This window comes from Raineya sp. (assembly GCF_053497555.1).
Window position 1 is genome coordinate 1 of record NZ_JBRCWE010000023.1, and the last position, 26,143, is coordinate 26,143.

Consider the following 26,143-nt stretch of genomic DNA (forward strand, 5'->3'; position numbering starts at 1 on the left):
CTTTTCAAGGAGGGGAACAAGGGGTGGTTTAAGTTATTAAAAATAAAAACTTGATAATCAAATTTTTAATCTTGCAACTCACGTTTGTAGCGAAAAGCCACTGACAGGCTACTTTCGCGATGGCTGTTGCAATACTGACGAAACCGATGTAGGTTCGCATACGGTATGTGCGGTGGTTACCGAAGATTTTTTGATATTTTCATTAGAACAAGGCAACGACCTCATTACGCCTGCACCTTGGTATCAGTTTGAAGGATTGAAGCCGGGTGATAAATGGTGTCTGTGTGCTTCTCGTTGGCTGGAAGCCTATCGGGCAGGGAAAGCCCCACTGATAGATTTAGAGGCAACCAATGAAAAATGCCTTGAAATAATTCCAATGGATATACTTTTGCAGTTTGCGGTGAGAGAAAAGGCTTGAAGTCTTACTTTTTCAAGAGCCATTCTACTGCTTTCCATAAGCTTTCGGCACAAAAATTTACAGGTAAGGCACTTTGAGTGCCTATTTTTATGGTTTTTATGCCTAATTTCTGGGCAGGTATCATATCGCGGTCGCTATCGCCTATCATATAAGAGGCAGAAGGTTCTATGCTGTAGCGGGCTATGGCTCGTTCAAAGAGTAAGCTCTCGGGTTTTCGGCTCAAAGAATTTGTAAAATCGGGGTGATAAGGGGAATAATAAAGGTCATCTATTAAGTTTCCGCATTTTTCTTGCAAAAAATGGTGGCACTGCCAAACTTCTTGGGCGGTGTAAAGCCCTTTGGCTATTCCCCCCTGATTGGTAATAACAATCAGCAAAAAGCCCGCCTCTTTGAGTTTCCGTAATGCCTCGCAAACTTTGTACTCTAAAATGAAATCTTCAATCTTGTAGGTATATTCGCCACGCTCAACATTCAGAACCCCATCTCTATCCAAGAAAACGGCTTTTTTCATACTGCAATTCAAATCTGTCTTGCAAATTAGCAGAAAATTGAATTTTTTCTAAAAAATATTTGTTTTAGTTGTAAATCTAAAAAAAGTATTGCTATGGAATATCATATTCAAGTTGAAAATATCAAGTGCGGTGGCTGTATGAGTAGCATCAAAAAAGCTATTGCGGCTATTGCGGGTGTTGAAAAAGTTGAAGTTAGCAAAGAAACTGAAACCGTGAGTGTTTGGGGAGCAGAAAATTTGCAAACACAACTTGTAGAAAAACTCGCAGAACTTGGCTATCCCGAAAAAGGTAACAATAATCTCTGGCTCAAAGCCAAATCTTTTGTGAGTTGTGCAGTAGGCAGAATGAACAAAGAGGATTAGCATAAAGATAGCTTTTCTTATTTTTCAGACCTTGCAAGGCTAAACTTGTAAGGTTTTTATTTTTTTTTCGTGTATTTGGAAAAATACTTTATTTTTGCAAGCGTTAATTGCAATAGTTGTACTCAAATCTGAAAGAAATGCGTTTTATACCTTCTTTTTTCCGAAAAAAAGACCCTAATAAGCCCAAAAAGTCCAAACTTCGCGAATGGATAGACGCTATTGTTTTTGCTGTGGTAGTGGCTACATTTTTGCGTTGGTTGTTGCTTGAAGCTTATACCATTCCCACCCCTTCTATGGAAGGTTCGCTACTCACAGGCGATTTCCTTTTTGTAAGCAAACTGCACTATGGTGCCCGAACCCCTAAAACTCCTTTGCAAGTACCGCTTACGCATCAGAAAATATTTTTCACCAATATCCCCTCTTATCTGGACTGGATACAACTGCCCCAGTATCGTTTGCCTCATTTTTCAGAAGTAAAAAATGGAGATGTTGTGGTTTTCAACTATCCCGGTTTTGAGGAGAAACAGCCTCGCCACCCCGTAGATTTACGCACCAATTATATCAAGCGTTGCATTGCGATTGCAGGCGATACCATTGAAATTCGTAATGCTGATGTATATGTGAATGGCAAACCTTTCCCCAACCACGAAAAAACGCAGTTTTCGTATAGCATTGAGGTAAAAGACGAAATTCCACAAGAGGATTTAGAGGATTTGGGGCTTTTTGTAGGCGAAGAGGTAGAAAATCCTGATATTGAATACCTGCCTGCACAAAATCGCTATGTTGGTTTTTTGAGCGAAGAAACTGCCAGAGCAATCCAAAAATTTCCACAAGTGAAAAAAGTAGAAAAAATAGTTATGCCAGCAGGCAAAAAAGAAGAAGCAGGGCAGACCATTCTGAATGATAAAGGCAAAGGCGAAACTATTTTTGGGGAAAATGTATATCCTGTATTTCCGCATAGTGCCAAATTTAACTGGAACAGAGATAATTTCGGACCACTTTGGGTGCCTAAAAAAGGGGCAACTATTCCTATCAATGAAAATACCCTTGCTCTTTATGGCTTTACTATACAAGAATTTGAAGGCTATGACAAAGGGGAAATTGAAATCACCAACAACAACGAGCTACTGATTGATAAAAAGCCTGTCAAAACCTATACTTTCAAGCAGGATTATTACTTTATGATGGGCGACAATCGTCATAATTCTCTAGACTCGCGTTATTGGGGATTTGTTCCCGCTGACCATATCGTAGGGAAAGCCCTTTTTATATGGATGTCTTGGGAAAGCCGTGCCAAATGGTACAAGAAAATTCGTTGGGGAAGGCTTCTCAATGGTATTCGCTAAAATTTGGGTACTGACTTTATGCACCAAATTGTAAAGCCTTGAACTTTCATTCACCTTATCGTCTGATTGCCCAAAGAATAGCCAATCCTAAAACACAAAAAAGTGTAGGTTTGGGCTTTTCGGCACTTGTCAGTAAAATGGCAGTGGTGAGTGTAGCTATTACGATAGTGGTGATTTTGCTTTCTTTTGCGGTGTTATTAGGTTTCAAAAATGCTATCAAAAGCAAAATATTCAGCTTTACAGGGCATATACGTATCGTAAAAACCAGCAACAACCAGTCTTTGGAAGAGCCTGCCGTACCTATTCAGACAGATATTTATCAGCAAAGGAAAAAAATTCCTTTTATAGAACATTTGCAAGTATATGCCCAAAAACCGGGTGTGATAAAGGTGAAAGAAAATGTGCAAGGGGTTGTTTTGAAGGGGGTAGGTGAAGACTACCGAAAAGAAGATTTTACAGAAAACTTGCAAGAAGGGCGTTGGCTCAATTTCAAAAAAGATGCCGAAAGCAAAGAAACCCTGATTAGCCGAACCATTGCCCGAAAGCTCAATCTGAAATTGGGCGATTCGCTCATTGTAATTTTTGTACAAGAGCCACCTCGCTTCCGAAAACTTGCCGTAGTAGGGATTTACGAAACAGGTGTAGGAATTTTTGATGAAAAATTTTTGATAACAGACCTGAAAACCATTCAAAAAGTGAATAACTGGGGCGATAGCCTAGTGAGTGGTTATGAAATTTTCTTAAAGGATTTTGATAAACTCGTTGAAAACTCGCGAGAGCTGGAAAATCTATTACCATACGATTTAAGTCAGCAACCCGTTACTGCCAAGCATTTTGATACTTTTGAGTGGCTGGAACTTTTGGATAACAACGTTGTCATTATTTTGGTCATTATTTTGGCGGTTACAGCTTTCAATATCATATCGGTACTGCTGATAATGATGATGGAGCGAACCAATATGATAGGTATTTTGAAGGCTTTGGGAGCTGAAAACAAACAAATAGAGCGAATTTTTTTGCTACACGCTTGGCATATTGTAGCAAGAGGTTTTCTGTGGGGAAACCTTGTAGCATATTTGCTGTATTTGCTTGAATATTACGGAAAGTTTATTCCGCTAGATACGCAGAACTATTTGGTAAGTTACGTGCCTGTACAATGGGATTGGCTTACTTGGCTTTTGGCAAATGCAGGCACTTTTTTACTCATCAGCTTTGTGATGTGGCTTCCGATACGTTTTGTGGTGAAAATTCCGCCTGTAAAGGCTATTCGTTTTGTGTAGTATTCTTGGGGAGAGGAATAATACCTTCACCTTCTATTTTTTCTATCGCAAAACGTGCAAATAGCTCTTCGCTGTACCAACCGATTTTTTTAGTAAGTTGAATCACTTTTTTATGCTCGGGGCTTTTGTAGGCATAATGGTTCATTGCCTCCAAATTTTCCCAAATGCTAAAAGTAGCTTGCTGAATAAGCGGCAATTCGCCGATTCCTACCGAAAAAATAAGTCCTTGGCGGGCTTGTATATTTTTGCTTGCAGGGCGAACCATACGCCAAAAATGCCAAATTTTATTCCATTTGATAGTTGCTCTGGTAATAACGGCTATTTTTCCTTGATGATAGTGTTTTGCTTTTTGGGGTAAAAAGGGTTCTGTGCCGTCCCATTTGCCGTGGGCGTTAAGCGTTTCCAAAAACAAAGTTTGGTGCTTTTGAGCCTTTTCTTTGAACTTGAAAAAAATATCTGAAAGCTCAAAAAACTGCTCACAGGCTTCATTATTTTTCCATACGCATAGCAATCCGTACAAACTGAAATTCGGAAAGATGCTAAAACCACCTCTACCACCACTGCCAAGCATTTTTACAAAAGATAAATTTTTCATTTCTTGAAGGACTTTGGGTAGCCTTCCCATTTGCACAAATGCCCACCAAAGATTTTTTAAGCCCTTGTATTGAAAAAATGTAAGCGTAACGACTGGTTTATCCATAAGTTGAAAAAGATTTATGAATAAACTACCTTGCAAGGGCTTTTGTTAGGTGTTTTGCTTTCGCAGGTTGAAAAAAGTTGAAATATCAGGTATCAGAACTCCCTGAAAAAGGCAAGAATGTTATCTACTTCATAATCCCAATATTTGTAGTCGTGGGCGTATTGGGCAGGTAGGTTGAGTTTTACTTTAAGGGTAGGGTGGTTTTTGCGTAAAGCCTCATAAAAAACTTGTGTTTGCGTGTAAGGACAAACTTTATCTTGTTTGCCGTGCCCGAGATAGATAGGAGTTTTCCATTTCTGAATTTGAAAGACGATATTTTCTTCTTCTTTCCAGCGTTTGGGAAACTGCTGAAACGCCCCCATATATCCGATATGCACTCTATCTTGGGGAATTTTGCTTTGGTCGTAATCACCAGAAAGGGCGGCGGCGGCTGTAAAAAGTTCGGGTTTTTCCAAAGCTACAACGGCTACGCCTCGCCCCCCTGTGGAAAGCCCTACAATAAAGTTTTTCTGCGTGGGCAACAAGAGGCAGTATTTTTCTTGTAAAAACTGAAACACGCTATCAGTAAGCCAATGTTTTTGAGGTTCTTTTCGCCAGTCGCTACGTGTTTCGGGGTATAATTTGCTCATATAGTTGCTTTTACCCATTTCGGGCATAATGAGAATGTATCCTTCGGCAAGGGCTTTTTGGCAAAGCGAACTTTTTTTGCACCAATCATCTTTGGGAAAGGCAAAACCTTGCAAAATCAGCAGATTGCCCTTGATAGGTATTTTGGGGTTAGGTAAAGCTACATCTACGAGCCTACCTGCAATTTTGAGCGTTTGAAAGCTCTGCAAACTATCGCAAATAGGCTTATGCTTCTTGGTGGTGGTATCGTGATGAGAAGTTTTTACCTCATTGATTTGTACTTTTGGGGCATTTTGAGGCTTTTGGGTAGATTTTTCGCCACAAGCCCAAACAAGCAAAGAAAACCAAATCCATTTTTGCATAAAGTTCAAAAAGTTTCGTAATTATTTACGTTCAAAAAGTTTAAATGTTCAAGCGTTTGAGGTAAAAGTTTTACTCCGTCTAAATATCCTTTGTTCTAAATCCTGTTTCCTGCTTCTACTACTAATTACTCTTGGTTTATCTTTCAAAAGCTCCTATATCAGGCGGATTTTTACGAGTTTTGCCCAAAATATCAGTGGTTATAGAAGTAGCAATCCCTTTGCCTATGGCAGGCGAAGTAGAGGGCAAGCGGTAGTCAAATCGGCGAGGACTGCGAAAAAGCGAATCGGCAGGAACGTTGAGCAAATTATTATTTACATTGAGTACCTCTCGGAAGGTTTGTGTTCTAAAAATATTGTTGGCGGCAGAAAGATTGATATTTTCGCCTGCAAAAAGCACTTCATCTCGTAAATTGCCCCAAAAAATATTATTGAACAAACGGATTTGCATTTCACCTGCCCCTGTTTCATTGAAAAACAAACTCCCTGCTTCGTCTTGTCGGTTGAAGAAAAATTCATAGTTGGCAAGTGTACAATGCACCAATTCATATTCGCCACCGTTACTTGCCTGAAAAAGACGTAAAATCGCATTATTGAGCAAACAATTTCGCATAAAAATTTTAGAACTCACACCTGCCAAAGTTGCTTCCGAAGCACTTTGTAAAGTAGAGCCTTCCAAAAGTACCTCCGAGCTATCTACAAAAACGGCTACTCTTGTGTTGGTAATTTTTGCAAAACGAATTTGATTGTTGGTACTACTTTTTCGCAAACGCAAGCCCTGCCAAGCTCCTAAAAGATTTTCAAAGCCTGCTTCTTTGCGAAAATAACGAAAAACTACATTGCTATCTGCTGTGCCTTGTACCTTCAAAGTGCCTTTGATTTCTATTTTGGCATTATTGAAGGCATAAATTTTGGTAGCAGGTTGTATGGTAAGCGTGCAACCCAAAGGTACTTCTACGTTGCCTTTCAAAAGGTAGGGGCGTTGCTTTGTCCAAGTGGTATGGCAAGGCAAAGTGCCTGAAATTACATTTACATTTTCAGCCCAAGTGAGTAGTTTCACATTTTGGGTTTGATTGTTCAGCTCAAACATCAAAGAGTCGTAAGCCTGATAAATTTCGTCTTGGTTACGATTTTGTATGCGTGCAGAAACAATTACGAGCAGGCTATCTTTGCCCAAAATATTGATATTTTCAAAAATTTCGCTTTTCTGAGCATTTACGATAATTTCATAGTCGTCATTATTGCCTCCGCCTAAAAAAATTCTCTTGATTTGCACCGCTTGGGCATTAGGATTATAGACTTTGAGCCTTTTGCTTGCCACAGGCACACCTGCTACAATGGTATCAAAAACGATAGCATCGTCTGAAAATAACAAAGGTTGGGGACTATTGGTGAAAATTTCATTACGGGTTTTGCAAGCAAAAAAAAGGCTCAACACTAAGACAAAAAACAAGTATTTACCAACTGCATTTTGCTTTTTGCAAAAAAAAATTTCTATCATCTGAATTTCAAGTTAAGCCGTCATTTCAAGGGGTTCGGTGTTTTGAGGTGTTTTTGTTCGGGTTTTGAACTTACTAGTCAGAGCAATTATCAAGCCAAGAACAATAATGAGCGAACCTCCCCAAAGCAAATTGATTTGTGGCTGTTCAATAGCTTTCATAATGATATAGTCTTTTTCACCTACATCAGCCGAGAAAATCATTTCTCCTTTTTGGGTATCAATGTTTCGGAAGGTAATTCTGGCTCCAATTTCAGGCAGAATGTCCGCTACATTTGCCATTTGGCTTGTAGCCTGATTGACAACCAAAATAGGCTCAGCAGTGTGAATTTGCCCATTTTTACCCAAAATTTTAATAGTAGCTTTCACAGCAAGTTCATCTTGGGTGAGTTTTTGAGCGTCAATTTCACGGATTGGCTCAACATTTTCCAAAACAGCCACAAAATCGTTGAGCAGGAAAGTATCTTTGACACGCACTCGCATCTCTTCGGTTTCGGTGTACTCTCTGCCTTTACTGGGGTCGGGGTAAATGCTACTTACGTGTGTGTAGAGGTCTTTGGAAAGCATTTTGTAAATATCGGGCGAGGCTACCATTTCTCCTTGCCTGATGCCATTCATCTGCACTCTTGGAAAAAGATTGAACACTTGCCCACTTTCTTTGTGGCGATATTCTACTCGGTAATAGATATTTTCGGGGCGTGTGCGAATGGTATCTCCTTTTTTGAAATACAATTTTCCGTTGTAAAAAATATCTCTGACTACCACGAGTTTTTCGGGTTTATCTATCAAACTTCTCACGTATTTCTGATTGATATAGCCCGGATAATTTTCAGCCTCCACATACATTCCTTTGTAGGTAAGCTGATAGTTTCTCATTTCTGTTGGTTCTTCTAGCCAAAGTAAAACATTTTTCTTATTGAACTCTTCGGGGGCATCTTTACTAAATACTAAACCCGAATTGTTGTCGGAAATAATTTTAGAATAGCCCGCCGAGTACATTATGCCTAAAATCATTACAGCAAACCCGATATGAGCCACTGCCCCGCCTGAAAGTGAAGGTCTTTTACGAAAAACATCAAGCATCAGGATTGAATTGGCTATCATAGAAAACCAAGAAGCAAAAATGATAAGAAAACTCAGAGCGTATTTGATATAAACAATTCCTGCTTTTTTCCAATCTTGACTAAAATTTTGAAGTTCTTTTTGCCAAACTTCGTTGGGTTCTGAAAGCAAAATAAAAATAGCAGAAACTATCAGCGATAGCAGAAGTGGAAAAGACAAGGTTTGATAAAATTTTTTTTCTTTTGTGCCTCTACGCCACCAATAATATTGCCCCCAAGCAGAAGCAATAGTAATGATAAGAGCTAAAAAACCTTGTGAAATACCATACAAATCCATTGGATTGGTAGGCGGGGCTTGCCCCCAAACAGGACGAGAAGTAAAAAATATTACAATAAATGCCGCAAGGCTCAAAAGCATTGCACTCGTGAATGTCCAAAATTCGGGTGTGTAAGTGGTAATTTCTTTGGTATCAGCAGGTATTTTTTTCCAATTTTTTACCATTATCCAAGCAGGAAGCACCACAAAAACAGCCATCAGAAATATAAGTTGCCCACTTAAACCTAAATCGGTAAATGAATGTACAGAGGCATCGCCAAGCACCCCGCTACGTGTGAGAAAGGTAGAATAAAGCACTAAAAAGAAGGTTACGGCAAGCAGAATAATAGAACTTTTCAGCGAACTGCTACTATTTTTGGCAGTAAGCATTGTGTGTAGGGCGGCTACAAGCGTGAGCCAAGGTACATAAACAGCGTTTTCTACGGGGTCCCAGTTCCAATAACCACCAAAATTGAGTGTTTCATAAGCCCAATAAGCACCCATCATTATACCCAAACCTAAAATGGCAACGCTGATGAGCGTCCAAGGCAAAGCAGGTTTTATCCATTCTTTGAGTTGATTTCTTTGTAAACCCGCCAAAGCGAGGGCAAAAGGCACAAAAGTAATGGCAAAGCCTAAAAAAATAGTTGGTGGGTGAATGACCATCCAGTAATTTTGCAAAAGTGGCGAAAGTCCGCCGCCATCGGCAGGGATAAAATTTGGATTGTAGGTTTCGCGAAAAGCGGGATTATAGACAGGCAAATCCAAAACCTCGCGTGTGAGTACAAAAGGCGAACTACCTATTTTGAATGTATCGGCGAATACAACACCCAAAATCATTGAGGTCAGAAGCACTTGCAAAAGGCTGAATTGCCACATCACACTGCTTTCCCAAGATTTTAGTCGGGGAAGCAAGATGAAAGCAATGAGTACATTCCAGAAAATCCAAATCAGAAAGCTACCTTCTTGTCCTTCCCAGAAGCAGGCAATCATATATTGAACAGGCAAGCTATTGGAAGAGTGGTCGTAGGCATAGAAATATTCATACATCTGGTTATAGACTATCGCAAAGAGCGTAACGACTACTCCTGTAATCGCTATACTATGTACCCAAAAGGCTCTTCGGGCAAAAGTAGCCCAAGACTTTTGTTTGCTTTCATCATAATTTTTATTTTGAGCCAAAATATAGCCAATAGTTGCAAGAATAGCACTGGCAAAAGAGATTAGCACCAAAAGATGTCCAAGGTTACCAATCCATAAGTTAGGTTCTCGCATAAGATTTAATTTTGATTGCAATGTTAAAGTCTAACGAATAAACGATTTCTTGAAGGAATGAGTTTTTATTTTTTGAAAATTTATGAAATTTCATCAAAAAATGGAAATCTGCCTATAAGACCATTTTCTTTCGGCAGGTTCTTTGGATATAGCGAAAGAAAGCCCTATTTCGTGCAAGCCGCCTATGCCTTTCAGCGAAAGTGGCAAACCATAGGTGTAAGCAACTCTAAACCCTTCCATTTTGAAAGCTGTCTGAAAGTTGAGTGTAATATTTTGAGTTTGCAGAGGAATGTTTCTGCCCAAAACGCCTGCCTGAAAATGAGTTGTTTCAAAAAAAAGTCCCATATCAAGCAAATGTAAGCTATTTTGAAAATTGTAAAACATAGCAGGTGAAAGATGATAATTTTCGCTTTCGTTGAGAGGAATTTTAATACCTAAATGCCCCGAAATACGCAAAGGAACACGAAACTCGCTCCCTAAAAAGTCTCTTTGTGGCTGATTGAGATGAAAAACTGAAAAACCTATCCAAGCATAATCGTTGTAAGCAAGTATTCCTGTTGAAACATCAAGAAAGTCAATGCTTTGAGAAGGTAGCAGAGGTTCTTGGGTAGCATTCCCACTCACACCTGTTTGTGTGAGCTGGTCGCCGTAAATTAAATTAAAGGTGTTCAGATTTTTATTTCCATATCCCAAACTTAGTGCCATTCGGACTCGCCAATATTCTCCTGCGGGCAAAAGGTATGCGTAAGCAAGATTAGCTTGTAAATTTCTAAAATTTCCCCCCGAAGCAATACCAATGCGGTCAGTTTTGATAAAAACACCCAAAGCATTGCGTTCATCATCAAAACTATGGTCGTAGCCAATGAAATTAGTTACCAACCCGCCTGTAAGGCTCGGATAATGTACCGCATACAAAAAATCTGCCCTTCCCGAAACACTTGTGCCTGTAAAAGCAGGATTTACAAATAAACGTCCCGAGCCATACTGATTTGGAAAAATATCTTGCGAAAGGCTTTCCAAAGAAAAACAACAGCAGAGGAGTATAAAAAGCTTTTGGGCAAACAATCGCATTGGAAAGATGTTTGTTTAGCATACAACAAGGCAAAATTAGCAACAATTTTCAAACCAAAATTGGATTTTTTGGCTTTTTTATTTACCTTTTCGCATTGAGAGGTATCTAACGAAAAATGTTTAGGTTATAGTGTGGAAGCAGGAAACAGGATTTGGAAAATTAGATATTTTGATGGAGTTAAACTTTAACCTCAAACTCTTTAACTTTTGAACGTAAATAATTACAAAAAATCAAAGTTTGACTCTGATTGATGTATCGGAGACAGGAAACAGGAAATAAGATACAGGTTTTTGATTGCTGAATTTTTGCTCTTTTATAGTTACAAAAACTGATTTCTATGAAAAAACACATCACTTTTCTATTTTTATGGCTCTTTTTAGGCACTTTTGCCTTTGCACAATTGCGTTATACGCCCTCGCAAGTGGTTTTCAAAGTGAAAGAAGGCTTTTATCTTGAACCTGACTTTTTGCTTTCACTTTCGGTGCGTCCTGCGGAACGAGTTTTTCCTAATCACCAAGCTCCCAAGCAAGGTGAATTGGGGCGTTGCGGCTTGCCCAAAGTAGATTTGAGCCGAATTTATTATTTGTATCTGAAAAATGGCGTAAGCGTAGAAAATGCTTTACAAGTTTTACGCTCTCACAAAGCTGTGGAATATGCAGAACCCTTGCGTTTGGCAGAACCCTTACTTATCCCCAACGACCCTGGTGCTAATACTCCCAGCTCTGTGCCTGCTGACTTTCATCAATATTATTTGAATATTATCAAAGCCTATGATGCTTGGGATATTCAAACAGGAAATCCTGCATCTATTATTGGCGTAATTGATTGGGGGTTTCGTACCACCCACGAGGATTTGGTAGGCAACTTACACCCCGACTACATTGATTTGGGCAATAACGATTTTAACCTAAACCTGCCTCACCCTTTTAGCTATCACGGTGGGGCAGTGGCGGGTATTGCTTCGGCTACTCCGAACAACGGCGTAGGCGTTGCGGGTGTTGGCTACAATTGCCGCTATTTGCCTGTGAAGGCAGTAAATGATGCTCTTTCGGTGCTTCGTTTTGCGGAGTCGGTAGTGTATTTGGCAGATAGAAACGTGAAGGTTATCAATATGTCTTTTGGCTATCAGGGCGAACCTGATGAATTTTGGGAAGATATTGTGAATTATGCCGTTATCAACCAAGATGTAGCAATGGTTGCCGCCGCAGGCAATAATGGCGATACAGGACGCTTCTGGCCTGCCTCTTACAAAAATGTAGTATCAGTAACAGGCTCTACGGCAAATGATTTGCGTTGGGGAGGAAGTAACTATAATTACGAAGTAGATATTACTGCTCCAAGCGAATTTACACATACCACTTACTACAATTGCTGTGCATATAGCGGTATTTTCAACAACGATAACTCTTATATTCCTGCGGTGAGCTACAATATGAGTGGTACTTCCTTTGCCGCTCCACAAGTTGCCGCCGCTATTGCCTTGCTACGTACTCAATATCCGAGTTTAGATGCTATCCAAGCTATGGCAAGGGTAGTGGCTACTTCCGATAATATTGATGCTCTCAACCCTTCGGTAGCAGGACTTATCGGTAAAGGTCGCCTGAATATGCTCCGAGCCCTGAGTGAAACGAATGTGAAAGCTTTGCGTATAGAAAATTATGAATTTGTAAATAATGCTTTCCCTTTTGCAGGTAGTAATGCTCAATTAGTGGTAAATTTCAAAAATCTCCTTTCGCCTACTTCTAACTTGCAAGTGAATGTAGTTTCGCTTTCGCCACTTGTGAGTGTGAGCAGTAGCAGTTTCAGTTTGGGAGCAATGAATACAAGCGAAATTAAAAACAATCAATCCGTTCCATTTATTTTGCAAATTTCGCCTACTACTCCTTACAATACTGAAATAGTGTTACGTTTTGATTTTCAGGACGGAAGTTTTACTACTTACGAATATCTGAAAGTTATTATCAATCCTGATTATTTGCATTTAGATATCAATAAACTCACACTTCACGTGGGCAGAAGAGGTAAAATCGCTGAATATGTTTATCCCTACCGAAAAAGTGTAGGATATACCGCTTCGCAATACAATACCATTGCTACCGCAGGGGGCTTTATAGTGGCTACGCATATGGATAGCCTTGCCAATTCTATTCCTCAATATATTTCAGGAGACCCACTGATAACTGAATTTGATACCGCAGGAACTTTCAATCATACCAAAACCGCTAACTATCAAGAAATTGTTGCTAATTTCAAAGATGAAATCATTAGCCGTCCCAAATTGCTCATTCAGAAGAAAGCCTATGCTTACCAGAATGCTCCCAAAGATAAATTCATCATTGTAGAGTACGATATTACCAACGACTCTACCCGAACTATTCAGAACTTGTATGCAAGTGTTTTTACAGATTTTGATTTGCAAGAATATACCCGAAACCGAGCCGATTGGGACAATACTCGCAAAATGGGATATGTTTATCATTACCTTAATGGAATGTATGCGGGAATTAGATTGCTGACACAAGAAACACCCAATTATTATGCCTTCAACAATAATGGTAGTGGTGGCTCTATGAATTTGTATAATGGTTTTACAAAAACTGAAAAATTTACAGCTATTTCCAATGGACTTTTACGCACCCAAGCAGGTACAACAGGCGTGGGTACTGATGTTTCTATTGCCGTAGGCGGAACAATTACGAATTTAGCTCCCCAAGCTATGCGTAAGATTGCTTTTGCTTATGTAACAGGCGATAATTTGACAGAACTGCAAGCCAATGCAGACGAGGCTCTCAATACGTTTTTAGAGGTAAATACTACACCTTTGCCTGATATAGCAAGCAGTTTTATTGTTTGCAATGGCGATAACTTGCTACTTGCTCCTAATAACGGTACTACTTTTGATTTTTACGATAGTTTTCCGCTAACCACTCCTATTTATACAGGAGCGGCTTTGACTCTTACCAATATTACTTCCAATCGCACTATTTATATTGTAGGACGGGATAGATACTATCCAAGCCCTGTGAAAGTTGTTAATATTACAGTAGCTCCTGCTCATAATGCCGTGATTGTTGCTACTCCTTATGCGGGTACTACTTGGCTTTTTGAGGATTATAGTGGTAATGTGAGCAGTTCGGAATGGAATTTTGGCGATGGAAATACAGCCACAGGGAATCCCGTAGTGCATACTTACGCCCAAGAAGGGAGTTATCAGGTTGGGTTGAAAAGCACCAATTTACAGGGCTGTCAGGATACTACTGCCAAAGTTATCAGTGTTGTACTTGCTTTGGATAGTAGGGTAACTGATTGGCAGATTTATCCCAATCCCGCAAGAGAAGAGGTGTTTGTAAAAGGAGTAGATACCTATTCTTGGGAGTTGATGAATGCCTTTGGCAATATATTGCAAAAAGGCGAAAATCAGATTCGTATCCGCGAGGAAGTTGCAAATGGATTGTATTACTTGAAAATCAATTTGCCTCTTGGTACAAGTAAAGTATTTAAGTTGCGAATAGAAAGATGAGGCAAATAAAAATTCTGCAAAAAAAGAAATGCTTGATAAGCTAAATTATCAAGCATTTTTGTTGTTTTGTGGTGTGGGGCGGAATCGAACCGCCGACACAAGGATTTTCAGTCCTTTGCTCTACCAACTGAGCTACCGCACCAAACATTTCCTTTCAAAAAAGTGTTGCAAAATTAGAGCAAAAAACTATATTTGCAAAAAAAATCCTAAAATTTTTTTCTTAAAACTTGTAAAAATACTCATTATGAGCTACTTGTTGCAAATTCTTTTTGTTGCCTGCGTGGCTGTAGCGGGCTATTTTATATTTCAAAGAGCCAACCTTATCCGAAAAACTATCTTGCTTGGTAAAAGCACTAATCGTTCTGATAACCCTTCGCAACGTTGGAAAACAATGCTTCTCATAGCCTTTGGACAAGGTAAAATGTTCCAAAAACCGCTTGTAGGGCTAATGCACTTTATTATTTATGTAGGTTTCGTTATTATCAATCTTGAACTACTTGAAATTATTTTAGATGGAATACTTGGAACGCACCGACTTTTTGCCCCCATTATTGGCAAAGAATTGTACGCTCTGCTTATCAATAGCTTTGAGTTTTTGGCAGTAGGCGTAATTGTAGTGTGTGTAGCATTTTTGGCTCGCCGTAATGTTTTGAAAATCAAACGCTTTTGGCAAAGAGAAATGACCAAGTGGCCTCGTACAGATGCCAATCTTATTCTGACCTTTGAAATTATCTTGATGTTGCTCTTTCTGACTATGAATGCTACGGATAGCGTTCTGCAAAACAAAGGTGCCGAGCATTACGAAAAAGTAGGTAGCTTCGCATTTAGTCAGTATCTTATGCCCCTTTTTGAAAATATGAATCTAAGTTCGCTCATTGTTCTTGAACGCACCGCTTGGTGGCTTCATATTCTTGGCATTTTAGGATTTGCTTTGTATGTAACGTATTCCAAGCATTTGCATATTCTTTTGGCTTTTCCTAACACCTATTTTTCAAACCTCAACCCCAAAGGTAAAATAGAAAATATGCCTGCCATTACCAATGAAGTAAAAATCGCTTTGGGGCTTATCAATCAGAATGATGTACCCGCTACGCAAATTGCACGCTTTGGAGCAAAAGATGTCAATGACCTAACTTGGAAACAACTACTTGATGCCTATTCGTGTACCGAGTGTGGGCGTTGTACTTCGCAATGCCCTGCCAATCAGACGGGGAAATTGCTTTCGCCACGTAAAATTATGATGGACACCCGCGACCGCTTGGAGGAAATTGGCAAAAGTTTGGCAAAAGGCAAAACCATTGAAGAGGCTCTTAATGACGGCAAATCGCTTTACGGCGACTACATCACCAAAGAAGAAATTATGGCTTGCAATACTTGTAATGCCTGTGTAGAAGCTTGCCCTGTTAATATAGACCCGCTTTCCATTATTGTAGATATTCGCCGTTTTATCACAATGGAAGAAGCCTCAACACCTGCTTCTTGGAATGCAATGTTTGCCAATTTGGAAAACAATATGGCTCCTTGGAAATTTTCCCCTGCTGATAGGTTTGAATGGGCAAATAAGGTGAATGTATAAAAAAACAAGTTGAGAGGTTTCGGATAAATCTCTCACTTTTTAACTTTTATGTTGGAATATCAAAAGCAATTTTTATGCTACCCTTGCAAGAAATACGAGAGTATCTGGCTACTCAGCCTGTTTTGAGGGCTTGGCTATTTGGTTCTTACTCCGATAAAACAGCAAATTCAAATAGTGATGTAGATATTCTTGTAGAATTAGACCATAGCGAGCCAATTGGCTTAAAATTTGTAAGTATGTGGCTCAAACTTAAAGAAATTACACAAAAAGAAGTTGATTTGCTATCGCTACAAGGTCTTTCTCCTAAACTTCGTCCTTATATTGAAAAGCAAAAAGTTTTAATCTATGAAAGAAAGTAGTTTAGGAGATAAAGTAAGGATAGAACACATTTTACAGGCTATTTCTGAAATAAAAAACTATGTTAGGGGAATTGATTTTGAAGAATTTAGTATTAATTCTATGATATTGAACGCTTGTTTGCGTCAGTTGGAAGTAGTCGGTGAAGCCTCAAATAGAATAACCAAAGAATTGCGTGATAAATACAATCATATAGCTTGGAGAGAAATTATTGCTTTGAGAAATATTATTGCTCATCAGTATTTCAGCATTGAAAAAGAAACCATTTGGGAAATTATTCAATTTGATTTACCAAAATTTGAAAGAGATATACAAGAAATTTTGAGCGAACTTCAATCAGAGTAAAAACTTTTATGAAACTTATATCCTTTGTTTTGCTTGCTTTTTTGTTTTTTGCTTGTGGGAAATCGTCCCAAGAACTTACCCAAGAGGCACGTCTCCTTTTGCAAAAACAAAAATACGAAGAAGCCATTTTATTGCTAAATAAAGCTATTGATAAAAATGCCAAAAATGCGGAAGCCTTCAATGCTCGGGGAGTAGCTCTTTTTGAACTTGGTAAATATAATGATGCTCGTTTAGATTATGAACAGGCTATTCGTTTGGATAGCTCTAACTACAAGCCTTATTACAATCTTGCCGAATTATACAGGGTGCAAAAAAAGTTCACAGAGGCATTACAGCATTATCATAAAGCCATTCAGAGAAATGTCGAAGTGGCAGATTTGTACTTAAATAGAGGAGTTTCGTACTATAACCTGCAAGATACTGCCCAAGCCCTCGCTGATTTTCGTAAGGCGGTTGGTCTGCAAAAAGATAACAAACTGGCTTGGTTCAACTTGGGTAATCTCTTATTTTTCTCTCAAAACCCCGAACATATTCAAGAAGCCGCCCTCTGCTTTGAAACCGCTATCAATTTGGATACTACCTTTCAAAAGGCTTATGTGAATTTGGCTCAAAGCTATTTGCGTCTGAACCAAAAAGAAAAGGCTTGCCAAAAACTTCAAAAAGCCAAAGCAATGAATAATGCCGAAGCTATTCAGTTGTATCAAATTTTTTGTACCCAACCCTAAACAATTGGCTTCAATTTTCATTCTTTTTGTTAGAATTTGCTAATTTTGCAAACAATTTGCTTACCAAGATGAAAAATATTCGTAATTTCTGTATTATTGCTCATATTGACCACGGCAAAAGTACCCTTGCCGATAGACTGCTGGAATGGACAGGCACCATAGATAAACGCCAAATGCAAGACCAAGTGCTTGATGATATGGATTTGGAGCGGGAAAGGGGGATTACTATCAAAAGCCACGCAATTCAGATGAAATATGCCTATGAAGGTGAAACTTACACGCTCAACCTTATAGATACGCCCGGACACGTGGATTTTTCTTATGAAGTTTCGCGTTCTATTGCCGCTTGCGAAGGGGCTTTGCTTGTAGTGGATGCCTCGCAAGGGGTAGAGGCTCAAACAATTTCTAACTTGTATCTTGCCATTGGTAATGATTTGACTATCATTCCCGTATTGAATAAAATTGATTTGCCCGGAGCGATGCCCGAAGAAGTTTCCGACCAAATTATAGAATTGATTGGCTGTAAGCGTGAGGACATTATTAGGGCTTCTGCCAAAGAAGGTATTGGTATTGATGAAATTTTGAAAGCCGTTGTTACACGCGTTCCGCCCCCACAAGGCGACCCCAATGGAAAACTGCAAGCTCTTATTTTTGACTCAGTTTTTAATTCTTTTCGTGGTATAGAGGTTATTTTCCGTGTAAAAAATGGCACTATTCGCAAAGGCGATAAAGTAAAATTTGTTGCCACAGGCAAAGAATATATTGCTGATGAAGTGGGGGTTTTGAAACTGCAAAAAGAGCCTCGTGAGCAAGTAGAATGTGGTGATGTAGGTTATCTGATTTCAGGCATTAAGCAGGCTCGTGAGGTAAAAGTAGGGGATACCATTACACACGTTCAGAACCCTGCGGAGGCTATCAAAGGCTTTGAAGATGTAAAGCCAATGGTTTTTGCAGGTATCTATCCTGTGGAAACTTCTGAGTTTGAAGATTTACGCGAGGCAATGGAAAAATTGCAACTCAATGATGCTTCGTTGGTGTGGGAGCCTGAAACCTCTGCGGCTTTGGGTTTTGGTTTTCGTTGTGGCTTTTTGGGAATGTTGCATTTAGAAATTGTGCAAGAACGCTTGGAGCGTGAGTTTGATATGACGGTTATCACAACCGTGCCTTCGGTGCAATTCAAGGTTTATACCAATAAAGGTGAAGAAAAACTCATTCAAGCCCCTTCCGATATGCCTGACCCTGTGCATATTGATTACATTGAGGAGCCTTTTGTAAAAGTGCAAATTATTACAAAAGCCGAGTATGTGGGTCCTATCATTACGCTTTGTATGGAAAAGCGTGGTGTAATCAAAAATCAGGTGTATCTGACTACCGATAGGGTAGAGCTTTCTTTTGAAATGCCTCTTGCCGAAATTGTATTTGATTTCTTTGATAAGCTCAAAACAATTTCCAGAGGGTATGCTTCTTTGGATTATGAACTGGCGGGCTGGCGTGAATCGGATATGGTGAAATTGGATATTATGCTCAATGGTGATACCGTTGATGCCCTTTCGGCGATTGTGCATCGCAAAAAAGCCTATGAGTGGGGCAAACGTTTGTGTGAAAAACTGAAAGACCTGCTTCCTCGCCAACAATTTGAAATAGCTATTCAAGCCGCTATTGGGCAAAAAGTGATAGCTCGTGAAACCGTGAAAGCTCTTCGTAAAAATGTACTTGCCAAGTGTTATGGTGGCGATATTACTCGCAAACGCAAACTTTTGGAAAAACAAAAGAAAGGGAAAAAACGTATGCGTCAGATTGGTACCGTAGAAGTTCCCCAAGAAGCCTTTATGGCAGTGTTGAAATTGGAGTAATCTATTTGTACCTCTATGCAAACCTTTTACGAGGCTCACGAGTTTCCTGTATTACCTTTTGCCATAGTGAGTAGTGGCACTTTTGATGGCGTACATTTGGGGCATCAAAGTATTTTGCAAAAAGTAGTAGAAACGGCTCGCTTGCATAATGGGCAAAGCGTTGTGGTTACTTTTTTCCCACACCCAAGAATGTTTTTTGGGCAAGAAGTAAAATTGCTCAATACGCTTCAAGAGCGAATTGAACTTATCGCCCAGACAGGTATTGATTATCTGCTGGTACTGAAATTTGATGAAAAATTGGCAAATCTTTCTGCCGAAGAGTTCGTTGAAAAAATTTATATCCAAACTACACAGGCTCAAAAACTTATTCTCGGCTACGACCACCACTTTGGCAAAGACCGCAAAGGCAACATAGATTTTCTCAAAGCCAATGCAGAACGTTATCCCTTTGATTTGCTGGAAATTGAAGCTAAACTCATTGATGAAATCACTATCAGCTCTACTAAAATCCGAAAGGCTCTTTGCAGTAAAGATATTAGCACAGCTACCAAATACTTGGGCAGGTACTATACGCTTTCGGGAAAGGTAATAGAAGGCGATAAAATCGGTAGAACCATAGGCTATCCTACGGCAAATATACAAGTATCTGAAAATTACAAACTTATACCTGCAGAAGGCATTTATGCCGTTTGGGTAGAAATAGATAGCCAACGTTATGGTGGTATGCTTTATATTGGCAAGCGTCCTGCCATTCAGAAAGCCCCTGAATTACGTATAGAAGTGAATATTTTTGACTTCAACGAGGATATTTATGGCAAAAATATTACTTTGGAATTTGTTGATTTTCTGCGAGAAGATAAGCATTTTGAAAGTTTAGAGGCTTTGCAAGCACAACTTGCACAAGATAAGTTAGCGGCTCTCGTGGCTTTGCAAAACAAAGCCTTATAGTCGTATTCCTACTACAAGTACATCATCGGTTTGGGAAAAATTACCTTTCCACTCTCTAAATTTTTTGAGTAATTCTTTTTTCTGTTCCTGTAACGGAAGTTCTGCCACTAGCATAAAGGTTTCTTTGAGATTTTTGTTCATAAACTTTTTGGGCTTTTCTGCATTGCCTCCAAATTGGTCTTGAAAGCCATCGGTACAAAGATATAAAGTGGTCTTTTGGGGTAATGAGGTTTCGTATTGGGTAAAATGTTTGCTTTCCTGAAAAATATTAAAGCCCAAAGAAAACATACCCGCAGGAATAACTTGCAGGCTACCATTCTGACAGATATAGAGGGGGTTTTTTGCTCCTGAAAATTGTAAAACTTGCTTTTCGGTATCTATACAAATGAGTGAAATATCCATTCCATCGCTTTGGGGGATATTTCCTTTTTCTTTGCCCGATTTATTGAGAAACCGAATAATAAATTTATCCAATTCGTTGAGAATTTGAGCAGGCTCAAAGATTTTTCTTTCCATAACAATCTGATTGAGAGCAGAAATCCCCAAGAAGGTCATCATAGAGCCGGGAACGCCGTGCCCTGTACAATCTGCTACGGCTATCCATTTATATTGCTGGTATTGGGCAGTCCATAGAAAATCTCCTGAAATAATATCACGAGGCAAGTTGATAACAAAACATTCACTTACAAGCTCTGCAAGGTCTTTTTCTTCAGAAATTACAGCATTTTGTAATCTTTCGGCATACAAAATACTATCGCGAATGTGTGCATAGGCTTGCGAAAGTTCTAAATTTTGCAATTTCATTTGCTCATTGTATTCTCTGAGTGTTTCGGCTTGTGCCAAAATCTCTTCTCTTTGCAGGCTTACTTCCTGATTTACTTCTTGCAAAAGTCTGTAAGCTATAATTTTTTTCCTGTGGGCATAAAACAAAGCCAAAAGAAGGGCAGAAAAAAGCACAATAAGCACAATAGAGCTAATAGAAATAATGACTTGCAGATGCAATCTTTGTTTGTCTCTTTCGTTCTGGATACGCAATTTTTCATTTTCTGCGGCTTTCAGTTTTTCTGATTCTTTAAGAAGCAAATTTTCTTTTTTGGTAAAATTTTGCAGTTCTGTGAGGCGTTTATTTTCTAATACCTTCATTTCCTGCTCTTGACGAAGCAATTCATTTTCCATAGCTTTTCTTTCACTTTCAGCACGCAGAAGGCGGTTTTCTGTCTGCTGTACGGTCTGCGTTTGCCTGAGCAGGCGATTTTCATTTTCCTTACGCTCCGACTCGTAAAGTGTTTGGTAGCGTGCTATCTGCTCCGATTTTTCTTTTTTATAGACTTCGGCTTCCAATTTGGCAACCTTGCGAGCATTGAAAAAAGCACTTTCATAGTTTTTTTGAGCCGAATCTAATTTGACCAATGCTTCGTAAGCCTCTATTTCGTTGAGTTTAAACTCAAATTTTTGGGCAATCCCTAACCCTTCCTGAATATGTTTGCGGGCATTTTCGTAATCTCCAAGACCTATTTGTGTGAATCCTATGGCTAAATTGTACTGGCTTATATCTGCGTTTCTTTTCTGTTCTTTTGCCATTTCCAAGGCTTTTTCATACAAATTCAGGGCGTCTGTAAAATTCTTTTTAGCATAATAAATATTAGCGATATTGAAAAGAGAACTTCTGATATTAGGGCTACTAATTTTTTCTCGGATTGCCAAAGATTTTTGAAAATATTGCAGAGCATCGTCATATTTGTTTTGGTCGTAAAGTACAACACCGATATTGTTGTAAATATTGGCGATAGCGTTGGGCTTACCTCCATTTTTCTCTAATATTTCCAGAGCTTTCTGATAGTATTCAATGGCTTTGTTACCTTCTTTGAGTTGTTCGTAAATAATGCCAATATCGTTGTAGGTATTAGAAAGCCCTAATAGGTTATTGATTTCCTCTTTGATTTTGGCGGCTTGAAACAAATATTGCAAGGCTTCATCAAATCGCCCAAGATAATCACACATTATGCCAGCCATATTGAGCGAAATGGCTTGAGCTTTTTTATTACCTGTTTTGGCATATAAAATCGCAGATTGGTTGTAAAACTCTAAGGCTTTTGCATATTTGCCTTGCGATTCTTGGCTAAGGGCTAAAAGCTCAAAACTACGGGCTTCGCCAGACAAAAACTTAATTTTACGAGCCAAATCAAGACTTTTCTGAAAATAAAAAGTGGCAGAGTCGCTTAGTTTCTTTTCGTCAAGGTAAATTTCACCGATATTATGATATACTTTCACTAAGTTGCTATCGGGGCGTATCTGAGCGGTTTTTTGTATAAGCAAGGCAATATCATTCTGGGCTACAAGCAGATAAGCATTTTTCAAAAATAATATCAGAAGCCAATAACGCATTTGGATAAAGTCTGGAATTTTGAATGATACGCAATGAGTTTGAACTTTTACACTAAAAAACAGAATTTTGCTGTAAATATTTAACTACCCCTGATACCCCTGCAATCTTGCTATAAATTTAGAAAGTTTTTGCCAATAAAAAAATCCCCCGAAAGGGGGATACTGAAAAAATGTAATTGTTTAGCTTTAATTTGTAATAAGGAAGCAGGAAGGTTTCAGACTCTTGAACTCCCTATCCTGAAATTTCTAAAAATAGCCGCTAAAAAAGGGTAGTACTTTTACTTGGCTTACGTTGCCTGAAATGTTATTGAAATTAGTAGAGAAATTGTAGCTTTCACCTATGGCAAGCGACTTTACAAAATTATATCTGTCGTTACCTACGGTGAAATTATATTTATCTACTTGTACTACTTTTCCTGCTTTATCGTATCCTACAATTATGACTGCGGGGTTTTTACAGGCTTCTTTTCCTGTGGCTTTGTAAGTACCTTTGATAGCAAAGTTTTTGCCTTGTGGGCTGATGCTTAGATTAGAAAGTGTTGCGGCAAAAGGTACGTTTTCTTTGAAAAGCAAACCAGAGGCTTTAATTTTACAAGAGCCAAATTGTCCTTTGATTTTACTTACATCTCTGATTCTTTGGAAAGGTGAAGTTTCGCCGGGCAAAATAACTTCAAGCTCGGCAGAAGTTTCATCTTTTGCCATAGTACCCGCATCGCGAGCCGTGAATCTATCTACACCAAGAGGTTTGCCTGCTTTGTCGTAATACTCAATTTCAATTTTGACAAAGCCCAAGGCGTTGGAATAAGTATTTTTGACCTCGCCAAATACCTTTACATAGCCATCTTCCTCTTTGGCAGACCATTGTGTAATGCTAACTTCTCGCTCTGTTTGAGCAAAGGCACAGATTGTTGCAAACAAGAAAAAAGCAACGGAAAAGATTGTTTTTTGCATATTTTTTAAGGTTTGGTTCTATTTATACTACGTAAAACTTTTGCAAAAGTTTCATAAAAGCGTGTTAAATTTTGTTTAATTTTTCAATCATCTTGCCGAATGTGTTTTACTAGTAAATTTTTCTATCTTTGCTCAAAAAGCCTACAATGTTTGAAAGCACACCCGCCGAAAGAATCACACTTTTTGCAGATGTCATTCTGCCTTTGCCTATACCCAAACTTTTTACCTATCGTATCCCTCTTGAACTCAACGAAATCGTACAGGTAGGGGCGAGAGTAATTGTTCAGTTTGGGAATAAAAAAGTGCTGACAGCCGTTATTGCCAAATTGCACCAAACGCCGCCCCAGCACTATCAAGCCAAATATATTCTGGAATTGTTGGATACCGAGCCTATCGTTACGTTCAAACAAATAGAGCTTTTTCAGTGGTTGGCAGACTACTACCTTTGCAGTATTGGCGAGGTACTAAATGTTGCTTTGCCTTCGGGAATGAAAATCACGAGCCAATCAATGATTGAGCTTAACCCTAATACTACTTGGGAAAATTTAGAACTTTCTGAAAAAGAAGAAAAATTACTCCAATTGCTTAAAGAAAAGAAAACACTTTCTTACAACGAAGCCGCTGTATTTTTAGAACTCAAAAATATTTATCATATCATCAAATCGCTTTCGCAGAAGGAACTCATCATTGTATACGAGGAAGTAAAAGAACGCTACCAACCTAAAAAGGTGAAAAAAGTACGTCTTACGAGAGATTATTTAGATAAAGCTGACCTTGAAAAACTTTTCAAACATTTGGAGCAAAAAGAAAGTAAGCAGTTAGATGTTTTACTTCTGTACTTGCGAAATGTGCCTGTGTTCAGAGATTGGACACTCAACGAAAATGGCTTGGAAAAGTCTATTTTTCGCTCTAATCCTCATATTTCCAATTCCTCTTTGGAAACACTCATCAAAAATGGAGTATTTGAAGAATTTGAAGTAATTGTTTCCCGATTTGCCGATATTCAGCCTGCCGATAGCTATGAGCTAAAACTCACCGCCGAGCAAAGTGAGGTTGTAGATAAAATTATGGACTTATTTGCCGAAAAAGATACTGTACTATTGCACGGCATTACAGGTAGCGGAAAAACAGAAATATACATTGATTTAATTCAAAAGGTGTTGGAGTCAGGCTCGCAGGTCTTGTACCTTCTGCCTGAAATAGCTCTTACTACCCAAATTGTAGCCCGTTTGCGAAAAATTTTTGGTGATAAAATGGGGGTATATCATTCCAAATTTTCCGATAACGAAAGGGTAGAAGTTTGGAAAGGAGTAGTTCAGCAGAAGTTTTCTTTTGTGGTAGGGGTGAGGTCTGCGGTGTTTTTGCCTTTTGATAATTTGGGCTTAATTATTGTTGATGAAGAACACGAACCTTCGTACAAACAGCAAGAACCCGCACCTCGCTATCACGCCCGCGATGTAGCGGTAATGATTGCCCATCTGCAACACGCCAAAGTGCTTTTGGGTTCGGCTACTCCTGCTATTGAAACCTATTACAACGCTCAAATAGGTAAATATGGCTTTGTTGCTTTACGCAAACGCTTTGGCAATGCTCAAATGCCCGAAATTGAGCTTGTGGATATGAAAGAGCAACGTAAGCAAAAAAAAATCAGACAAAACTACTCCGAGCCACTTCTGCAACATATCCAAGAAACTATTCAAAAACAAGAGCAAGTCATTTTGTTCCAAAATCGTAGGGGATATTCACCTTATCTGAATTGTATAGATTGCGGCTGGATACCCAAATGCTCCAACTGTAATGTAAGTTTGGTGTATCATCAGCACGCAGGCGAATTGCGTTGCCATTACTGCGGCTTCAAGATGGCTACTCCGCAAACTTGTTTTGCTTGTGGCTCTACCAAAGTAAAAAGTGTGGGCTATGGTACTGAAAAATTAGAAGATGATTTGAAGTTACTTTTGCCCCAAATACGTGTGCGTAGAATGGATTTGGACACTACTCGCCAAAAAAATGCTTATCAGAACCTTATACAAGAGTTTGAAGCAGGACAAATTGATGTGCTTGTAGGTACGCAAATGGTAAGCAAAGGATTAGACTTTGATAAGGTCAGCCTTGTGGGCATTTTTGATACCGATAGGCTTTTGTATTTTGCAGATTTCCGCTCCCAAGAGCGTGCTTTTCAGTTGCTTACACAGGTGAGCGGTAGGGCAGGAAGAAGAGAAACACAGGGCAAAGTAATTGTGCAAACCAACAACCCCGAAAACCCGACTTTGCAAAAAATAAAAATCAACGACTACGAAAAGTTTTATGAGGAAGAAATTTTAGAGCGGGAAAAATACCATTATCCGCCTTTTTCAAGGCTTATTCGGATTGCAGTAAAACATAGAGAAAAAGATTTTGCCCGAGATGCCGCCCTATATCTTGCCGAGCTATTGCGTGAGCAACTTGGCAAACCTCGTGTCTTAGGACCCGAAGCCCCGCTGATTGATAGGGTTCGCAATCAGTATATCAAGCACATTCTTATCAAATTGGAACGTGAGAAAATCAATTTGAAGGCTGTCAAGAGTTTTATCGCCCAACAATGCCAAAAAGTAATGCTGGATAAGCGTTTCAAAAGCGTACAAGTGGTAATAGATGTGGATCCTATTTGATTAGGTCTT

The 26,143-nt window shown here is 39.1% G+C and carries 20 protein-coding genes and 1 tRNA gene; 12 read left to right on the plus strand and 9 right to left on the minus strand.

Annotated elements, in window-relative coordinates; all coding sequences use genetic code 11:
• Nucleotides 1-61: 61 nt before the first annotated feature.
• Nucleotides 62-418, plus strand: coding sequence for a DUF2237 family protein (locus ACWITO_RS02605; RefSeq protein ID WP_448528513.1), 357 nt, complete (start codon nt 62-64; stop codon nt 416-418).
• A 4-nt stretch (nt 419-422) separates the two neighbouring features.
• Here ACWITO_RS02605 and ACWITO_RS02610 read toward each other — a convergent pair whose 3' ends face one another.
• Nucleotides 423-929, minus strand: a complete 507-nt coding sequence (locus ACWITO_RS02610; RefSeq protein ID WP_448528452.1) for a D-glycero-alpha-D-manno-heptose-1,7-bisphosphate 7-phosphatase — start codon at nt 927-929, stop codon at nt 423-425.
• Between the two features lie 93 nt (nt 930-1,022).
• Here ACWITO_RS02610 and ACWITO_RS02615 point away from each other — a divergent pair, with 93 nt between their 5' ends.
• The 3 genes from ACWITO_RS02615 (at nt 1,023) to ACWITO_RS02625 (ending at nt 3,918) form a co-directional block, all read left to right on the plus strand.
• Nucleotides 1,023-1,292, plus strand: coding sequence for a heavy-metal-associated domain-containing protein (locus tag ACWITO_RS02615; protein WP_448528453.1), 270 nt, complete (start codon nt 1,023-1,025; stop codon nt 1,290-1,292).
• A 137-nt stretch (nt 1,293-1,429) separates the two neighbouring features.
• Nucleotides 1,430-2,638: a signal peptidase I gene (lepB, locus tag ACWITO_RS02620; protein WP_448528454.1), complete on the plus strand. Its 1,209-nt coding sequence runs from the start codon at nt 1,430-1,432 to the stop codon at nt 2,636-2,638.
• 38 nt (nt 2,639-2,676) lie between these two features.
• On the plus strand, nt 2,677-3,918 hold the full coding sequence (locus tag ACWITO_RS02625; RefSeq protein WP_448528455.1) for an ABC transporter permease: 1,242 nt from the start codon (nt 2,677-2,679) through the stop codon (nt 3,916-3,918).
• Here the strand turns inward: ACWITO_RS02625 and ACWITO_RS02630 are convergent.
• The 5 genes from ACWITO_RS02630 to ACWITO_RS02650 form a co-directional block, all read right to left on the minus strand.
• Entirely contained in the window at nt 3,902-4,618 is a 717-nt protein-coding gene (locus tag ACWITO_RS02630) for a spheroidene monooxygenase (RefSeq protein ID WP_448528456.1), read from the minus strand. The two genes, ACWITO_RS02625 and ACWITO_RS02630, sit on opposite strands and share 17 nt — an antisense overlap.
• A 92-nt stretch (nt 4,619-4,710) precedes the next feature.
• Nucleotides 4,711-5,607, minus strand: a complete 897-nt coding sequence (locus tag ACWITO_RS02635) for a prolyl oligopeptidase family serine peptidase (RefSeq protein ID WP_448528457.1) — start codon at nt 5,605-5,607, stop codon at nt 4,711-4,713.
• Between the two features lie 136 nt (nt 5,608-5,743).
• The gene (locus tag ACWITO_RS02640; protein WP_448528458.1) at nt 5,744-6,979 is read right to left on the minus strand and encodes a choice-of-anchor Q domain-containing protein; all 1,236 of its coding nucleotides are present in this window, start codon (nt 6,977-6,979) and stop codon (nt 5,744-5,746) included.
• Nucleotides 6,980-7,117: 138 nt separating this feature from the next.
• Nucleotides 7,118-9,754 carry a cytochrome c biogenesis protein CcsA gene (ccsA, locus tag ACWITO_RS02645; protein ID WP_448528459.1) on the minus strand — a complete coding sequence of 879 codons (2,637 nt, stop codon included), beginning with the start codon at nt 9,752-9,754 and terminating at the stop codon, nt 7,118-7,120.
• 93 nt (nt 9,755-9,847) lie between these two features.
• Entirely contained in the window at nt 9,848-10,825 is a 978-nt protein-coding gene (locus tag ACWITO_RS02650; protein ID WP_448528460.1) for a PorP/SprF family type IX secretion system membrane protein, read from the minus strand.
• A 338-nt stretch (nt 10,826-11,163) separates the two neighbouring features.
• Between ACWITO_RS02650 and ACWITO_RS02655 the strand changes: the two genes are divergently transcribed.
• The gene (locus ACWITO_RS02655) at nt 11,164-14,346 is read left to right on the plus strand and encodes a S8 family serine peptidase (RefSeq protein ID WP_448528461.1); all 3,183 of its coding nucleotides are present in this window, start codon (nt 11,164-11,166) and stop codon (nt 14,344-14,346) included.
• Nucleotides 14,347-14,415: 69 nt separating this feature from the next.
• Here ACWITO_RS02655 and ACWITO_RS02660 read toward each other — a convergent pair.
• Nucleotides 14,416-14,488: transfer RNA gene (locus ACWITO_RS02660), tRNA-Phe, on the minus strand.
• Nucleotides 14,489-14,590: 102 nt separating this feature from the next.
• Here ACWITO_RS02660 and ACWITO_RS02665 point away from each other — a divergent pair.
• The 6 genes from ACWITO_RS02665 (at nt 14,591) to ACWITO_RS02690 (ending at nt 20,150) form a co-directional block, all read left to right on the plus strand.
• Nucleotides 14,591-15,922 (plus strand): 4Fe-4S dicluster domain-containing protein, encoded by a 1,332-nt coding sequence (locus ACWITO_RS02665; RefSeq protein WP_448528462.1) that lies wholly within the window; start codon nt 14,591-14,593, stop codon nt 15,920-15,922.
• A gap of 74 nt (nt 15,923-15,996) precedes the next feature.
• Nucleotides 15,997-16,281, plus strand: a complete 285-nt coding sequence (locus ACWITO_RS02670) for a nucleotidyltransferase family protein (protein ID WP_448528463.1) — start codon at nt 15,997-15,999, stop codon at nt 16,279-16,281.
• A complete protein-coding gene (locus ACWITO_RS02675) occupies nt 16,268-16,624 on the plus strand; it encodes a HepT-like ribonuclease domain-containing protein (RefSeq protein WP_448528464.1) in 357 nt (118 codons plus the stop codon). The genes ACWITO_RS02670 and ACWITO_RS02675 overlap by 14 nt, the downstream gene beginning before the upstream one ends.
• Before the next feature lie 8 nt (nt 16,625-16,632).
• The gene (locus ACWITO_RS02680; protein WP_448528465.1) at nt 16,633-17,349 is read left to right on the plus strand and encodes a tetratricopeptide repeat protein; all 717 of its coding nucleotides are present in this window, start codon (nt 16,633-16,635) and stop codon (nt 17,347-17,349) included.
• Nucleotides 17,350-17,417: 68 nt separating this feature from the next.
• On the plus strand, nt 17,418-19,202 hold the full coding sequence (lepA, locus tag ACWITO_RS02685; protein ID WP_448528466.1) for a translation elongation factor 4: 1,785 nt from the start codon (nt 17,418-17,420) through the stop codon (nt 19,200-19,202).
• A 15-nt stretch (nt 19,203-19,217) separates the two neighbouring features.
• The gene (locus tag ACWITO_RS02690) at nt 19,218-20,150 is read left to right on the plus strand and encodes a bifunctional riboflavin kinase/FAD synthetase (protein ID WP_448528467.1); all 933 of its coding nucleotides are present in this window, start codon (nt 19,218-19,220) and stop codon (nt 20,148-20,150) included.
• Here ACWITO_RS02690 and ACWITO_RS02695 read toward each other — a convergent pair.
• Together ACWITO_RS02695 and ACWITO_RS02700 are read right to left on the minus strand one after the other, a co-directional pair.
• Nucleotides 20,145-22,535, minus strand: coding sequence for a tetratricopeptide repeat protein (locus ACWITO_RS02695; RefSeq protein ID WP_448528468.1), 2,391 nt, complete (start codon nt 22,533-22,535; stop codon nt 20,145-20,147). The two genes, ACWITO_RS02690 and ACWITO_RS02695, sit on opposite strands and share 6 nt — an antisense overlap.
• Nucleotides 22,536-22,781: 246 nt before the next feature.
• Entirely contained in the window at nt 22,782-23,486 is a 705-nt protein-coding gene (locus ACWITO_RS02700) for a hypothetical protein (RefSeq protein ID WP_448528469.1), read from the minus strand.
• A gap of 146 nt (nt 23,487-23,632) precedes the next feature.
• Between ACWITO_RS02700 and priA the strand changes: the two genes are divergently transcribed.
• Nucleotides 23,633-26,134: a replication restart helicase PriA gene (priA, locus tag ACWITO_RS02705; RefSeq protein ID WP_448528470.1), complete on the plus strand. Its 2,502-nt coding sequence runs from the start codon at nt 23,633-23,635 to the stop codon at nt 26,132-26,134.
• Nucleotides 26,135-26,143 lie beyond the last annotated feature (9 nt).

What these genes read in the sequence shown, in the direction of transcription:
- ACWITO_RS02675 (WP_448528464.1), top strand. Translation starts at nt 16,268, where the DNA reads ATGAAAGAAAGTAGTTTAGGAGATAAAGTAAGGATAGAACACATTTTA.
- lepB (WP_448528454.1), top strand. Translation starts at nt 1,430, where the DNA reads ATGCGTTTTATACCTTCTTTTTTCCGAAAAAAAGACCCTAATAAGCCC.
- ACWITO_RS02695 (WP_448528468.1), bottom strand. Translation starts at nt 22,535, where the DNA reads ATGCGTTATTGGCTTCTGATATTATTTTTGAAAAATGCTTATCTGCTT.
- ACWITO_RS02680 (WP_448528465.1), top strand. Translation starts at nt 16,633, where the DNA reads ATGAAACTTATATCCTTTGTTTTGCTTGCTTTTTTGTTTTTTGCTTGT.
- ACWITO_RS02700 (WP_448528469.1), bottom strand. Translation starts at nt 23,486, where the DNA reads ATGCAAAAAACAATCTTTTCCGTTGCTTTTTTCTTGTTTGCAACAATC.
- priA (WP_448528470.1), top strand. Translation starts at nt 23,633, where the DNA reads ATGTTTGAAAGCACACCCGCCGAAAGAATCACACTTTTTGCAGATGTC.
- ACWITO_RS02670 (WP_448528463.1), top strand. Translation starts at nt 15,997, where the DNA reads ATGCTACCCTTGCAAGAAATACGAGAGTATCTGGCTACTCAGCCTGTT.
- ACWITO_RS02615 (WP_448528453.1), top strand. Translation starts at nt 1,023, where the DNA reads ATGGAATATCATATTCAAGTTGAAAATATCAAGTGCGGTGGCTGTATG.
- ACWITO_RS02665 (WP_448528462.1), top strand. Translation starts at nt 14,591, where the DNA reads ATGAGCTACTTGTTGCAAATTCTTTTTGTTGCCTGCGTGGCTGTAGCG.
- ccsA (WP_448528459.1), bottom strand. Translation starts at nt 9,754, where the DNA reads ATGCGAGAACCTAACTTATGGATTGGTAACCTTGGACATCTTTTGGTG.
- lepA (WP_448528466.1), top strand. Translation starts at nt 17,418, where the DNA reads ATGAAAAATATTCGTAATTTCTGTATTATTGCTCATATTGACCACGGC.
- ACWITO_RS02690 (WP_448528467.1), top strand. Translation starts at nt 19,218, where the DNA reads ATGCAAACCTTTTACGAGGCTCACGAGTTTCCTGTATTACCTTTTGCC.
- ACWITO_RS02650 (WP_448528460.1), bottom strand. Translation starts at nt 10,825, where the DNA reads ATGCGATTGTTTGCCCAAAAGCTTTTTATACTCCTCTGCTGTTGTTTT.
- ACWITO_RS02655 (WP_448528461.1), top strand. Translation starts at nt 11,164, where the DNA reads ATGAAAAAACACATCACTTTTCTATTTTTATGGCTCTTTTTAGGCACT.
- ACWITO_RS02610 (WP_448528452.1), bottom strand. Translation starts at nt 929, where the DNA reads ATGAAAAAAGCCGTTTTCTTGGATAGAGATGGGGTTCTGAATGTTGAG.
- ACWITO_RS02630 (WP_448528456.1), bottom strand. Translation starts at nt 4,618, where the DNA reads ATGGATAAACCAGTCGTTACGCTTACATTTTTTCAATACAAGGGCTTA.
- ACWITO_RS02635 (WP_448528457.1), bottom strand. Translation starts at nt 5,607, where the DNA reads ATGCAAAAATGGATTTGGTTTTCTTTGCTTGTTTGGGCTTGTGGCGAA.